This window comes from Pseudomonas sp. A (assembly GCF_056270345.1).
Genome location: NZ_CM149873.1, coordinates 972,922 through 985,162 on the forward strand (window position 1 = coordinate 972,922; position 12,241 = coordinate 985,162).

A 12,241-nucleotide genomic window follows, 5' to 3' on the forward strand; every position below is an offset into this window, starting at 1 on the left:
CGGGCAGTTCTGAATGCAGGCTCCCCGACAAGACCGCTATCGGTGTAGCCCTTGAACCCGAAAGTTCAAGGTGGAGATTGCAGGGGGCGTTAAGGCTTTCCGTCGGGCGGACATGCACACCGGCCCCAGCGTGCAACCCCCGTGGTTGTGCGTATCGGCTCAGGGACATAACCGACTGGCGCATCCCCCAGGGAGTGGCGCCAGTATACCAATCTCAGTCGCTTTTGCTAACCGGATCGTCGGACAGGGCCTGATCGACCCGTTCCAGCAGGTCGCGCACCTGCTCGCGGGTGGTGCCGCCGCTGGTCGCTTCGGGGCGTTCCTGGCGGTGCAGCAGCTCGTGGGTGATGTTCAGCGCGGCCATCACGGCGATGCGGTCAGCGCCGATCACCTTGCCGCTGCTGCGGATCTCGCGCATCTTGCCGTCCAGGTAACGAGCGGCGCCGACCAGGTTGTTGCGCTCCTCGGGCGGGCAGATGATCGAGTATTCCTTGTCGAGGATCTGGACGGTGACGCTATTGCTTGAACTCATGAGTCTTGCTCCAGGGCCTTGAGGCGCAGGATCATCGATTCGATCTTGCGTTTGGCGATCTCGTTCTTTTCGATCAGGTGGGCGCGTTCCTCGCGCCAGGATCGTTCCTGAGCTACTAAGAGTGCGTTTTGCCGCTTTAGTTGCTCGACCCGTTCGATCAGCAACTCGAACCGGCTCATCAGTGCTTGCAGGTCGTTCTCTTGCATGGGTTGCACTCGATTCCTTCACTCGCCTGGCGATCATGCCTGCCCCAAGGGCGCGACGGCCAGTGCCGATGGTCTTGGCGCGCCTGCCGGTGCTAGGATACAAGGCCTCCATTCTAGTCATTGCGCCGTCTGGCGCCTAGCTGCCCATGCCCAATACCCAATCGCCCTACATCGCCTTCGCCATGTTGCTTTCGAGCAATGGCCACCCCGTCACCCCTGCCGAGCTGCATGGCCTGCTGATCGGTCGCAGCTGCGCCGGCGCCGGCTTCGATGCCGATGCCTGGCTTGCCGACGCCGCCCAGTTGCTCGAGACCGAGCCCGGTGACTCGGTACGCAACGCCCTGGTCGGCCTGCAAGAGATGGTCAAGGCCGAGCTGACCGGCGAGGACGTCGCCATCGTCCTGCTGCTGCCCTCCGATGATGCCGCACTCAGTGACCGCGCCACCGCGCTGGGCCAGTGGTGCCAGGGCTTCATCACCGGCTTCGGCCTGAACGCCGGCGGCAAGGACCTGTCCACCGATGCCAAGGAAGTGCTCCAGGACCTGGTGGCCATTTCCCAGGTCCAGGAAGCGCTGGAAGAGTCCGAGGACGGCGAGAGCGACTACATGGAGGTCATGGAGTACCTGCGCGTCGCCCCGCTGCTGCTGTACACGGAGCTGGCCGCACCCGCCGCGCCCGCGCCAAAGCCATCGCTGCACTGATCTGAACGGGGTCGTTTGCCCATGAGCCACATACCCAAGGCGGAGTACGCCCGTCGGCGCAAGGCGCTGATGGCGCAGATGGTCCCCAACAGCATCGCCATCCTGCCGGCCGCGGCGGTCGCTATCCGCAACCGCGACGTCGAGCATGTCTACCGCCAGGACAGCGATTTCCAGTACCTGAGCGGCTTCCCCGAACCCGAGGCGGTGATCGCCCTGATTCCGGGGCGCGAGCATGGCGAGTACGTATTGTTCTGCCGCGAGCGCAACCCCGAGCGCGAGCAGTGGGACGGCCTGCGTGCTGGCCAGGAAGGCGCAGTGCGTGATTTCGGCGCCGACGATGCCTTCCCCATCAGCGATATCGACGAGATCCTGCCGGGCCTGATCGAAGGCCGCGAGCGGGTCTACAGCAACATGGGCAGCAACGCCGAGTTCGACCGCCGGCTGATGGAGTGGATCAACGTGATCCGCTCCAAGGCCCGCCTCGGCGCCCAGCCGCCGAACGAGTTCGTTGCCCTGGATCATCTGCTGCACGACATGCGTCTGTATAAATCGGCGGCGGAAGTGAAGGTCATGCGCGAGGCCGCGGCGATCTCCGCCCGAGCCCACGTGCGTGCCATGCAGGCCTGCCGCGCCGGGCTGCACGAGTACAGCCTGGAAGCCGAGCTGGACTACGAGTTCCGCAAGGGCGGAGCGAAGATGCCGGCCTACGGCTCGATCGTCGCCGCCGGGCGCAATGGCTGCATCCTGCACTACCAGCAGAACGACGCGCCGCTCAAGGACGGCGACCTGGTCCTGATCGACGCCGGTTGCGAGATCGACTGCTACGCCAGCGACATCACCCGCACCTTCCCGGTCAGCGGGCGGTTCTCGCCGGAACAGAAAGCCATCTACGAGCTGGTGCTGGCGGCCCAGGCCGCGGCGTTCGCCGAGATTGCCCCGGGCAAGCACTGGAACCACGCCCACGAGGCGACCGTGCGGGTGATCACCGAAGGGTTGGTGACGCTGGGGCTGCTCAAGGGTGAGGTGCAGGACTTGATCGACAGCGAGGCCTACCGTGCCTTCTACATGCACCGCGCCGGACACTGGCTGGGCATGGACGTGCACGACGTGGGCGAATACAAGGTCGGTGGCCAGTGGCGCGTGCTCGAACCGGGCATGGCGCTGACCGTCGAACCCGGCATCTACATCGCCGCCGACAACCAGGCGGTGGCGAAGAAGTGGCGTGGCATCGGGGTAAGGATCGAGGACGACGTGGTGGTGACCAGGCAAGGCTGTGAAATCCTTACTTCAGGCGTGCCGCGCACGGTCGCCGAGATCGAGGCGCTGATGCGCGACGCCCGCAAGGACGCCGCATGAACCGGGTCAACCTGGCGATCATCGGTGGCGGCCTGGTGGGCGCGAGCCTGGCCCTGACGCTGCAGGCCGCGGCCAAGGCCCGTGGCTGGAAGATCCTGCTGATCGAGCCGTTCGCCCCCGGCGACAGCTTCCAGCCCAGCTATGACGCACGCTCCTCGGCGCTGTCCTACGGCACCCGGCAGATCTATGAGCGCCTGGGGCTGTGGCAGACCATCAGCCGCCGCGCCGAGCCGATCCGGCAGATCCAGGTGTCCGACCGCGGCCGCTTTGGCGGCACCCGCCTGGACGCCCTGGAGGAGGGCGTGCCGGCACTCGGCTACGTGGTCGAGAACGCCTGGCTTGGCCAGTGCCTGTGGCAGGCGATCGACAACGAAGTGATCAGCTGGCGCTGCCCTGCGCAGGTGCAGGCGATGCAGGCCATCGCCGGTGGCTACCGCCTGCAGCTGGATGACGACACTTCGCTGGAATGCGACCTGGCGGTGCTGGCCGACGGCGGCCGTTCGGGCCTGCGCGAGCAGCTGGGCATCCATGTGCGCAACACGCCCTATGACCAGAGCGCGCTGATCGCCAACATCACCCCGGGTGAAGCCCACGCCGGTCAGGCCTTCGAGCGTTTCACCGAGCAAGGCCCGATGGCCTTGCTGCCGCTGGCGGACAACCGCTGCGCGCTGGTCTGGACCCGCCAGGGGATGGACGCCAGGCGCCTGGCCGAGCTCGACGAGCGCAGCTTCCTGCGCGAGCTGCAGGAGGCCTTTGGCTATCGCCTCGGCGCCCTGCGCCAGGTCGGTGCCCGCCATCTCTACCCACTGTCGCTGGTCGAGGCCGAGGAGCAGGTACGCCCGCACCTGGTGGTGCTGGGCAATGCCGCCCACAGCCTGCACCCGATCGCCGGCCAGGGCTTCAACCTGTCGCTGCGCGACGTGCAATCGCTGGCGGACGCCCTGCTGGCCGGCCCGGCACTGCCGGGCGACCTGGCCACGCTGCAGGCCTATCACCAGCGCCAGCGCCTCGACCAGGCCCTGACCATCGGCTTCTCCGACCAGGTCACCCGCCTGTTCGGCAGCAGCCAGCCACTGCTGGCTGCCGGGCGCAACCTCGGCCTGCTTGGCCTGGACCTGCTGCCACCGGCAAAAAGCTGGTTCGCCCGCCAGGCCATGGGCCTGGGTACCCGCCCCGACCCGCGAGGCCGCCCATGAGCGATGTTCGCCGGCTCGCACGGCGGGCACGGATGCTGCGCTGGTTGTTGAACTTCTACCCGCCCTACCTGGGCGCCGGCATCCATATCCAGGAGATCAGCCCGGACATGCGCAGCGTCAAGGTGCGCATGAAGCTGACACGGTGGAATCGCAACTACGTCGGCACCCAGTTCGGCGGCAGCCTGTACGCGATGGTCGACCCGTTCTACATGCTGCTGCTGATCGAGCAGCTGGGGCGTGAATACATCGTCTGGGACAAGGCCGCCAGCATCGATTTCATCTCGCCGGGCAAGGGCCCGGTGTATGCCCAATTCCACGTCGACGACGCGCTGCTGGACGAGATCCGCCAGCAGACCGCCAGCGGCAAGAAATACCTGCCGCGGTTGCAGGTGGAGATTCGCGACGGCGCCGGTGAGCTGGTGGCGCGGGTCGACAAAACCCTATACGTGCGGCTCAAGCCGCAAGCGAGGCAGGCGTAAGGCATGGAAATGCGCGCAGATCTGTTGATTGTCGGTGCCGGTATGGTCGGCAGCGCCCTGGCCCTGGCCTTGCGCCACAGTGGTCTGGAGGTGCTCCTGCTTGATGGCGGCCCGATGACGGTCAAGCCGTTTGACGGCGAGGCACCTTTCGAACCACGGGTCAGTGCCCTGTCGGCCGCCAGCCAGCGCATTCTCGAGCGCCTCGGCGCCTGGGACGGCATCGCCCGGCGGCGTGTCTCGCCGTACTCGGACATGCATGTCTGGGACGGCAGCGGCACTGGCGAGATCCATTTCTCCGCGGCCAGCGTGCATGCCGAGGTGCTGGGTCATATCGTCGAGAACCGCGTGGTCCAGGATGGCCTGCTGGAGCGTCTGCACGACAGCGATGTCGGGCTGCTGGCCAACGCTCGCCTGGAGCAACTGCGCCGCTCCGGTGATGAGTGGCTGCTGACCCTGGCCGATGGCCGCAAGCTGCGCGCGCCGCTGGTGATCGCCGCCGATGGCGCCAACTCGGCGGTACGCCGCCTGGCCGGCTGTGCAACCCGTGAGTGGGATTACCTGCACCACGCCATCGTCACCAGCGTGCGCTGCAGCGAGGCACACAGGGCCACGGCCTGGCAGCGTTTCACCGACGAAGGCCCGCTGGCGTTCCTGCCGCTCAGCCGCGATGGTCGCCAGGACTGGTGCTCGATCGTCTGGTCGACCACCCCGGAGCAGGCCGAGCAGGCCATGGCGATGGACGACGCGGCCTTCCGTCAGGCTCTTGAGCGGGCTTTCGAGGGGCGTCTGGGCGATGTGCTGGAGGCAGATCCGCGGGTCTGCGTGCCGCTGCGCCAGCGCCATGCCAAGCGCTACGTGGAGGAGGGGCTGGCGCTGATCGGCGATGCGGCTCACACCATCCACCCATTGGCCGGGCAGGGGGTCAACCTGGGCTTTCTCGACGCCGCGGTGCTGGCCGAGGAACTGGTCCGTGCCTGCGAGCGTGGCGAGCGCCTGGCCGATGTGAAGGTGCTGAGCCGCTTCGAGCGGCGACGGATGCCGCACAACCTGGCGTTGATGGCGGCGATGGAGGGCTTCGAGCGCTTGTTCCAGGCCAATCCGCTGCCCCTGCGCTGGCTGCGCAACAGCGGCTTGAAGCTGGTAGAGCAGATGCCCGAGGCCAAGGCGCTGTTCGTGCGCCAGGCCCTGGGGTTGTCCGGGGACTTGCCGGAGCTGGCCAGGGCTTGAGGACCGGGGTCGCCTGGCGGCCCCGGCAATGGATCAGGCGGTGCGCATCACGCTCATGCGCCCGACCAACGGCAGCTTGCCGAGCAGGCCGAACAGCGGTGCCGTCCAGCGCACCAGCGCCTCGCTGGCCTTGGCCACCAGGGGCGTGTGGCAGCTCCAGCCCAGTGCCAGCACCGCCATCAACAGGCCGCCGATGTAGTCGTCCTGCCCCCAATGGGCGCCGGCCACCAGGCGCGGCAGCATGAACAGCAAGGCCAGTGCCCAGATCACCAGGTGCTGCACCAGGCGGCGGCTGAACAGGCTCATGAACAGCGCCCAGATCAGCAGCACCGAGGCGTGGTCACCCGGGAAACTCTGGCTGGAACGGTCCTTCAATTCCCACTTCGCTTCCATGTGCGGATAGAAGTCGCTCAGGTGCACGGCGTCGTCGAACACCATCGACGGGCTGTTGTGTTGCCAGCCCATTGCGCTGACCCACTTGGAAAACAGCGCGCGAATCACCACTAAGAGGAGTAGGGTCACCAAAAAGCCGAAAAAAGCCTGGCGCACTTGGGTAGCCTTGAATACCCAATCGCCGTGGATCAGCAGCGACAGCATGATCAGGCCGACCAGGATGTCGAAGGGGCGTAGGCTGCCGACTGCCCAGATCGACCGCCAGACCAGGTTGTCGGCCAGTGGCGCATTGAGGCTGTGGAACAGCCATTCGTCGAAAGTCAGGCACAGGATCTGGCCAACGGGCCACAACCAGAAACACAGTAGTGCGATGGGCAGCAGGGTGCAGGCTGCCAACGGTCCCCAGGACCACCTTGCTTGGAACAGTGGTCGATTGTCCATAAAATACCTCGATATCCAGCAGGAAGTGAGCGCCTCGTGAGCGCTCTGCGACGGACCTTTCGGTCTCCTGTAATTATTTTGTAATCATTTTTAGAAAGCCAGACAACCATGAGCGACTTGCCAGATACCGATTTCACTCAACGCTTCCTGTTCGACGACCGCGACGTGCGCGGCGAGATGGTCGCGCTGGAACGCAGCTACGCCGAGGTGCTGGCCAAGCACGCCTACCCGCAGCCGGTAAAGCATCTGCTCGGTGAACTGATGGCCGCCGCCGCGCTGCTGGTCGGCACCCTGAAGTTCGACGGGCTGCTGGTGCTCCAGGCGCAGTCCCAGGGCCCGGTGCCGCTGCTGGCCATCGAGTACACCAGCGAGCACGACATCCGTGGCCTGGCACGCTATGAAGCCGAGCAGATCAAGGCGGATGCCAATCTGGCCGACCTGATGCCGGGTGGTCACCTGGTGCTGACCATCATTCCGGTCAATGGCCAGCGCTACCAGGGCACCGTCGAACTGGACGGCAAGGACCTGTCGGAGTGCTTCACCAACTACTTCGTCATGTCGCAGCAGGTGAACACCTGCATCTCCCTGGCCGCCGATGGCGCGCGTGCCCGCGGCCTGCTGGTGCAGCAGCTGCCGGCCGAGATCCACAAGGACAGCGAGGAGCGCGAGGAAAGCTGGGCCCACGTCAAGGCCCTGGCCAACACCGTGAAGACCGAGGAACTGCTCGGCCTGGACAACGAAACCGTGCTGCACCGCCTGTACCACGAGGACGCGGTTCGCCTGTTCGATATCCAGCCGCTACGCTTCCGTTGCAGCTGCTCGCGCGAGCGTTCCGCCAACGCCCTGGTCAGCCTCGGCGAGCAGGATGCCAAGGCGCTGGTGGCCGAATGCGGCGGCCAGGTCGAGATCGATTGCCAGTTCTGCAACGAGCGCTATCTCTTCGATGCAAGCGATGTCGCGCAATTGTTTGCCGGTGGCGGCACCGAGGCGCCGTCAGAAACTCAGCACTGAAACGGTTAACTACAGGAAATTCTCCTGTCGAATTGCGCAAAAACGCAGTTCTGACAGGAGGGGCCTACTTTTTTTGGGCGTTTCTGGCATAATCCGGCCACTTTTTTCGCTGTAGTAGTTTTTTCGAGACGACTACAAAACGTTTGGAGCACTCGGCCTCGGGCCGGATGGGGTATCTCATGACGCAAGCCAACAACACCGTGTACACCGACCTGAGCGTCGATGAGCTGGTAAAAGAAGCGCTGTCCCGCGGTGAAGGCGTGCTGGCCGATACTGGCGCGCTGGTGGTGGAAACCGGTCACCGCACCGGCCGTTCGCCGGCTGACCGTTTCATCGTCGAAGAACCGTCCACCCAGGACCAGATTGGCTGGGGCCCGATCAACCGCAAGTTCCCGGCCGACAAGTTCGATGCCCTGTGGGACCGCGTCGAGGCGTTCAACAACGCCCAGGATCACTTCGTTTCCTACGTTCACGTAGGCGCTGCGGCCGAGCACTACCTGCCGGTCAAGATGACCACCCAGACCGCCTGGCAGAACCTGTTCGGCCGTTGCCTGTTCATCAACCCCGAGCAGTACAACCCGGCTGGCCGTGGTGAGTGGCAGATCCTCAACGTTGCCAACTTCGAGTGCGTGCCTGAGCGTGACGGCACCAACTCCGATGGCTGCGTGATCATCAACTTCGCCCAGAAGAAGGTGCTGATCGCCGGCATGCGTTACGCCGGTGAAATGAAGAAAGCCATGTTCTCGGTGCAGAACTTCCTGCTGCCGGCCGCCGACGTGCTGCCGATGCACTGCGCCGCCAACATCGGCGAAGAGGGTGACGTCACCCTGTTCTTCGGCCTGTCCGGCACCGGCAAGACCACCCTGTCGGCCGACGAAAGCCGTTACCTGATCGGTGACGACGAGCACGGCTGGGGTGAGGGCGTGGTCTTCAACATCGAAGGCGGTTGCTATGCCAAGTGCATCGACCTCTCCGAGAAGAACGAGCCGGTCATCTGGAAAGCCATCAAGCACGGCGCGGTGCTGGAAAACGTCGTGATCGACGCCAACAAGCACGCCGACTACGCCGACGTGAGCCTGACCCAGAACAGCCGTGCCGCCTATCCGTTGGCGCACGTCGAGAAGGTCTCGGCAGAGAACCTGGGCGGCGAGCCGAACGCGGTCATCTTCCTGACCTGCGACCTGACCGGCGTACTGCCTCCGGTGTCGATCCTGAACAACGAGCAGGCGGCCTACCACTTCCTGTCCGGCTACACCGCGCTGGTCGGTTCCACCGAAATGGGTTCGGGCGGCGGCATCAAGTCGACCTTCTCCACCTGCTTCGGCGCACCGTTCTTCCCGCGTCCGGCCGGCGTTTACGCCGAACTGCTGATCAAGCGTATCAAGGCGTTCGGTTCCAAGGTCTACCTTGTCAACACCGGCTGGACCGGTGGTGGCTACGGCGTCGGCAAGCGTTTCAGCATCCCGACCACCCGTGGCGTGATCGCTGCCATCCAGAGCGGCGCTCTGGTCGGTGCCGAAACCGAGCACCTGGACATCATCAACCTGGACGTGCCGAAGGCTGTTCCAGGCGTCGAGACCGAACTGCTCAACCCACGCAACACCTGGGCTGACAAGGCTGCCTACGACGAAGCCGCCAAGGGCCTGGCCACGCTGTTCACCGAGAACTTCAAGAAGTTCGACGTTTCCGACGCCATCAAGGCCGCTGGTCCGCAGCTCTAAGCTGCTGCCGGTTCGGAAGAAAAGCCGCCCTTCGGGGCGGCTTTTTCGTATCTGAAAGCCCGCTTTGGGTGCTGTGTCTACTGAGGCTATCGCAGGGAAGGCCAGCTCCTACAGGATTTACACACCGTTCCTGAAGGTTTGTCGGATAGCCGCATCAATACAGCACGGCCAGAATCTGTTTCACTTGCAGGGCACCCACCAGAAAGCAGATGCCTCATGACAGAATCCCCCCAACGCTCCGCCTTCTCCCATTTCCACCCCATCCTTACCCGCCCGCAGGACAACGACCATAACGGTCACCTCGCCGGCGCCACCGTGCATGCCTTTTTCGAAACCGCCATCCAGGCCTTCCTGGTCGAACAGGCCGAGCTGGACCTGCGCGACGGTGAGCTGGCCGGCTTCGTCGTCAGCTCGGCGGCGGATTTCTTCGCCTTGCCGGGCTTTCCCGACGTGCTCGAGGTGGGCCTGGGCGTGACGCGCCTGGCGGGCAGTACCGTGGAGTTCCGCCTGGCGCTGTTCCGCCCGGGCGAGGCCGAGGCCTGCGCGGCGGGGAGTGTGGTGCAGGTGTTCATCGAGCGGGCCTCGGGGCGTCCTGTGGCGCTACCGGAGACGCTGCAGCTGATCCTCGCCGGGCTGTCGCTCAATCGTTGAGGCGAATGATCCCCTCGCGCACGGCGAACAGCACCAGGCCGGGCACGTCGTGGATCTGCAGGCGGTGCATGATCTGCGAGCGGTGAGCCTCCACGGTCTTGATGCTCAGGCCCAGGCCGTCGGCGATGGAGCGAGTGGTCTCGCCGCGGGCGATCAGGCGCAGGATCTCCAGCTGGCGGGTGGTCAGCGGCGGTGTCTGGACCTGACTGACGACGCGCTTGCGGCTGTGTTTCAGGGCCTGGCCGATGACCATCGGCAGCACCGCCGACGACAGGTACTGGCCGCCACCACGCAGGGTCTGCAGGGCCTGCTCCAGTTCGCTCACCGTGGCGCTCTTGAGCAGGAAACCATGGGCGCCCAGCTGCAGGCAGCTCATCACATGCTCGAGCTCCGAGCGTGGCGAGAACATCAGCACCCGGCAGGCGGGGGCACGGATGAACAGCTCCTGCAGGGCCTGCTGGCTGTCCAGCTCGCCGCTCATGTCGAGCACCACGATGTCCGGCTTGAGTTTTTCCGCAAGGCTCACGGCCGTCATGGCATCGCCGGTGTCGCCCACCACGACGAAATCTTTCTTCTGTTCAAGCAGGGCACGCAGGCCGGCGCGGAAGAGCGGCGAGTGATCGGCAAGCAGGATTCGGCAGGGCATGGATAAGGGCCTGTTTCGCAAGGGAAGGGGGGCGGCAGGCCTGCTCGATCCGAAAGCGCACTGCGCGCGGTTGCGCGATCAGTCCTTGTCTGCCGATGGGCGCGGCAGTGCCTCTTATCATAGGCGTTCGAACACCGACGGCAGTAGTGGACGCAGGGGCAGGCCCAGGGCGTGGACGCTCTCGCTGTGACCGATGATCATCAGGCCACCGGGGCGCAGGTGTGCCAGCAGGCGCTGGAGTACCTCGTTCTTGTACCGTGGCGCCAGGTTCGACAACAGGTTGCGCAGCAGGATGACATCGAAGCTGCCGAGCTGTTCAGGCAAGGGTCGGATCAGGTTGTGCGCCTCGAAGCGCACCTGCTCGCGCAGGGCCGCCGTGACCCGCAGCCGGCCAGCCATCTCGTCGACGCCGCACAGGCAGTGGCGGGCCAGCCAGCCTTCGGGGAAGTAGCGTGCCTGGGCGATGTCGTAGATGCCGGCAGCGGCGGTCTCCAGCAGTTGTGGGTCGAAGTCGCTGGCCAGCACCTGCCAGCCGGGATGGCGGGCGTTTTCGGCGGCGACCATGGCCAGGCTCCAGGCTTCCTCCCCGGTGGCGCAGGCGGCGCTCCACAGGCGTGCGGGGTGGTCGAGGTCGGCCAGCCAGCGGGCCAGGCATTCGAAGTGGCGATGCTCGCGAAAGAAGTAGCTGTCACGGGCGACCAGCAGGCGCAGCAGGTGCTCGTGCTCCTCCGCGCCCCGGGGGCTGTCGAGCAGGGCGAGGTAGCGCTCGAAGTCCGCCAGGCCCAGGGCCTTGAGGCGCTTGTGCAGGCGCGCCGCGACCACGGCACGGCGATCGTCGGCCAGTTGCACGCCGGTGGCCTGCACGACCCGCTGGCGAATCGACGCAAAGCTGGCTTCGCCGAGCAGTGGCGGGCGACGACCGGGCATCCTTCAGCCTCTCCTGGCCCGGGGCAGACAGACGGGGTCGGTGATGATCGTGCGCATTCCCTGCGTCCTGTGCTTGATCGAAACAGCGATGATAACTAGTGGCTAGTGGCCTCCATATCGGGGCAGCCCCTAATCCTCTGGCGGGTATGCAAACGAAAAGGCCCTGCCGATGAGGGCAGGGCCTTAGGCCTCAGGCGTAAGCCTGGCGATCAGTCATGGCGCCAGTGGCGCTTGTGCTTGCGATGGCCATAGTGGTGACCGCGGTCGTAGTAGCGGCGATCGTCGTAGTCGCGACGGTAGCGGCGCGAATCACGGCGCTCATCCTCATCGGCCTTGTTGCCCATGTAGTTGCCCAGTGCGCCACCGGCGCCACCACCGGCGGCCGCGCCGATGTAGCTGCCGGTGGTGCCGCCCACGGAGCGACCCACCACGTTGCCGCCTGCGGCGCCCAGTGCGCCACCGATGGCCGCTTCGCCACGCTGGCGCTTGTCGGCACCCAGGGCGCCGCCGGCCGCGCCACCCAGGCCGGCACCGATGGCGCCGCCGGTGCTACCGCCGATGGAGTTGCCCACCACGGAGCCGAGTACCCCACCCAATGCGCCGCCAATGCCGGCTTCGGTGGTGCCGCCTGCCATGGCAACGCCGCTGAGCAGACCAAAAGACAACAACAGAATCGAGGAGTACTTCTTCATCAAGAGAGCCTCAGAGGGATGACGAAGCGGAATTTGAGGCTCGCCGAGGCGCCTGGCAATCG

General features: G+C 65.5%; 14 protein-coding genes and 1 other RNA gene. 8 read left to right on the plus strand and 7 right to left on the minus strand.

Annotation, left to right across the window (positions count from 1 at the left end; genetic code table 11):
- Positions 1-17: 17 nt before the first annotated feature.
- From ssrS to AC0MAZ_RS04425, 3 genes are all read right to left on the minus strand, one after another.
- Positions 18-197, minus strand: a non-coding RNA gene (gene ssrS, locus AC0MAZ_RS04415) — 6S RNA.
- Positions 198-214: 17 nt separating this feature from the next.
- Positions 215-532 (minus strand): cell division protein ZapA, encoded by a 318-nt coding sequence (locus AC0MAZ_RS04420; RefSeq protein ID WP_203648834.1) that lies wholly within the window; start codon positions 530-532, stop codon positions 215-217.
- Positions 529-738, minus strand: coding sequence for a TIGR02449 family protein (locus tag AC0MAZ_RS04425; protein WP_023631616.1), 210 nt, complete (start codon positions 736-738; stop codon positions 529-531). Before AC0MAZ_RS04425 ends, AC0MAZ_RS04420 begins: the two co-directional genes overlap by 4 nt.
- Positions 739-884: 146 nt before the next feature.
- On the opposite strand from AC0MAZ_RS04425, the gene AC0MAZ_RS04430 reads away from it, so the two are divergent.
- From AC0MAZ_RS04430 to AC0MAZ_RS04450, 5 genes are read left to right on the plus strand one after another with little or no spacing between them, the layout of a single operon-like run.
- The gene (locus AC0MAZ_RS04430; protein ID WP_232854823.1) at positions 885-1,439 is read left to right on the plus strand and encodes a YecA/YgfB family protein; all 555 of its coding nucleotides are present in this window, start codon (positions 885-887) and stop codon (positions 1,437-1,439) included.
- 21 nt (positions 1,440-1,460) lie between these two features.
- Entirely contained in the window at positions 1,461-2,795 is a 1,335-nt protein-coding gene (gene pepP / locus AC0MAZ_RS04435) for a Xaa-Pro aminopeptidase (protein WP_475860335.1), read from the plus strand.
- A complete protein-coding gene (gene ubiH / locus AC0MAZ_RS04440) occupies positions 2,792-3,991 on the plus strand; it encodes a 2-octaprenyl-6-methoxyphenyl hydroxylase (protein WP_186712116.1) in 1,200 nt (399 codons plus the stop codon). The genes pepP and ubiH overlap by 4 nt, the downstream gene beginning before the upstream one ends.
- Positions 3,988-4,470, plus strand: a complete 483-nt coding sequence (locus AC0MAZ_RS04445; protein ID WP_203648827.1) for a DUF4442 domain-containing protein — start codon at positions 3,988-3,990, stop codon at positions 4,468-4,470. The genes ubiH and AC0MAZ_RS04445 overlap by 4 nt, the downstream gene beginning before the upstream one ends.
- Before the next feature lie 9 nt (positions 4,471-4,479).
- Positions 4,480-5,697 (plus strand): 2-octaprenyl-3-methyl-6-methoxy-1,4-benzoquinol hydroxylase, encoded by a 1,218-nt coding sequence (locus AC0MAZ_RS04450; protein ID WP_203652568.1) that lies wholly within the window; start codon positions 4,480-4,482, stop codon positions 5,695-5,697.
- A 33-nt stretch (positions 5,698-5,730) separates the two neighbouring features.
- Here the strand turns inward: AC0MAZ_RS04450 and AC0MAZ_RS04455 are convergent, their stop codons facing one another.
- Positions 5,731-6,531: a phosphatase PAP2 family protein gene (locus AC0MAZ_RS04455; RefSeq protein ID WP_475860337.1), complete on the minus strand. Its 801-nt coding sequence runs from the start codon at positions 6,529-6,531 to the stop codon at positions 5,731-5,733.
- A 108-nt stretch (positions 6,532-6,639) separates the two neighbouring features.
- Between AC0MAZ_RS04455 and hslO the strand changes: the two genes are divergently transcribed.
- The 3 genes from hslO (at position 6,640) to AC0MAZ_RS04470 (ending at position 9,914) form a co-directional block, all read left to right on the plus strand.
- Positions 6,640-7,542: an Hsp33 family molecular chaperone HslO gene (gene hslO, locus AC0MAZ_RS04460; RefSeq protein ID WP_475860339.1), complete on the plus strand. Its 903-nt coding sequence runs from the start codon at positions 6,640-6,642 to the stop codon at positions 7,540-7,542.
- A gap of 179 nt (positions 7,543-7,721) precedes the next feature.
- A complete protein-coding gene (locus AC0MAZ_RS04465) occupies positions 7,722-9,263 on the plus strand; it encodes a phosphoenolpyruvate carboxykinase (RefSeq protein WP_186712112.1) in 1,542 nt (513 codons plus the stop codon).
- A gap of 216 nt (positions 9,264-9,479) precedes the next feature.
- On the plus strand, positions 9,480-9,914 hold the full coding sequence (locus tag AC0MAZ_RS04470; RefSeq protein WP_186712110.1) for an acyl-CoA thioesterase: 435 nt from the start codon (positions 9,480-9,482) through the stop codon (positions 9,912-9,914).
- On the opposite strand, the gene AC0MAZ_RS04475 is transcribed toward AC0MAZ_RS04470, so the two are convergent.
- The 3 genes from AC0MAZ_RS04475 to AC0MAZ_RS04485 form a co-directional block, all read right to left on the minus strand.
- Complete coding sequence (locus tag AC0MAZ_RS04475; RefSeq protein ID WP_232854827.1) at positions 9,904-10,560, minus strand: response regulator; 657 nt, start codon at positions 10,558-10,560, stop codon at positions 9,904-9,906. The genes AC0MAZ_RS04470 and AC0MAZ_RS04475 overlap by 11 nt on opposite strands.
- Positions 10,561-10,677: 117 nt before the next feature.
- Positions 10,678-11,487 carry a CheR family methyltransferase gene (locus AC0MAZ_RS04480; protein ID WP_475860341.1) on the minus strand — a complete coding sequence of 270 codons (810 nt, stop codon included), beginning with the start codon at positions 11,485-11,487 and terminating at the stop codon, positions 10,678-10,680.
- Positions 11,488-11,696: 209 nt separating this feature from the next.
- Positions 11,697-12,179, minus strand: coding sequence for a glycine zipper domain-containing protein (locus AC0MAZ_RS04485; protein WP_234561233.1), 483 nt, complete (start codon positions 12,177-12,179; stop codon positions 11,697-11,699).
- Between the last annotated feature and the right edge of the window lie 62 nt (positions 12,180-12,241).

Excerpts from the sequence above, each read along its gene's own strand:
- AC0MAZ_RS04420 (WP_203648834.1), bottom strand. The coding sequence starts at position 532 with ATGAGTTCAAGCAATAGCGTCACCGTCCAGATCCTCGACAAGGAATAC.
- AC0MAZ_RS04425 (WP_023631616.1), bottom strand. The coding sequence starts at position 738 with ATGCAAGAGAACGACCTGCAAGCACTGATGAGCCGGTTCGAGTTGCTG.
- AC0MAZ_RS04430 (WP_232854823.1), top strand. The coding sequence starts at position 885 with ATGCCCAATACCCAATCGCCCTACATCGCCTTCGCCATGTTGCTTTCG.
- pepP (WP_475860335.1), top strand. The coding sequence starts at position 1,461 with ATGAGCCACATACCCAAGGCGGAGTACGCCCGTCGGCGCAAGGCGCTG.
- ubiH (WP_186712116.1), top strand. The coding sequence starts at position 2,792 with ATGAACCGGGTCAACCTGGCGATCATCGGTGGCGGCCTGGTGGGCGCG.
- AC0MAZ_RS04445 (WP_203648827.1), top strand. The coding sequence starts at position 3,988 with ATGAGCGATGTTCGCCGGCTCGCACGGCGGGCACGGATGCTGCGCTGG.
- AC0MAZ_RS04450 (WP_203652568.1), top strand. The coding sequence starts at position 4,480 with ATGCGCGCAGATCTGTTGATTGTCGGTGCCGGTATGGTCGGCAGCGCC.
- AC0MAZ_RS04455 (WP_475860337.1), bottom strand. The coding sequence starts at position 6,531 with ATGGACAATCGACCACTGTTCCAAGCAAGGTGGTCCTGGGGACCGTTG.
- hslO (WP_475860339.1), top strand. The coding sequence starts at position 6,640 with ATGAGCGACTTGCCAGATACCGATTTCACTCAACGCTTCCTGTTCGAC.
- AC0MAZ_RS04465 (WP_186712112.1), top strand. The coding sequence starts at position 7,722 with ATGACGCAAGCCAACAACACCGTGTACACCGACCTGAGCGTCGATGAG.
- AC0MAZ_RS04470 (WP_186712110.1), top strand. The coding sequence starts at position 9,480 with ATGACAGAATCCCCCCAACGCTCCGCCTTCTCCCATTTCCACCCCATC.
- AC0MAZ_RS04475 (WP_232854827.1), bottom strand. The coding sequence starts at position 10,560 with ATGCCCTGCCGAATCCTGCTTGCCGATCACTCGCCGCTCTTCCGCGCC.
- AC0MAZ_RS04480 (WP_475860341.1), bottom strand. The coding sequence starts at position 11,487 with ATGCCCGGTCGTCGCCCGCCACTGCTCGGCGAAGCCAGCTTTGCGTCG.
- AC0MAZ_RS04485 (WP_234561233.1), bottom strand. The coding sequence starts at position 12,179 with ATGAAGAAGTACTCCTCGATTCTGTTGTTGTCTTTTGGTCTGCTCAGC.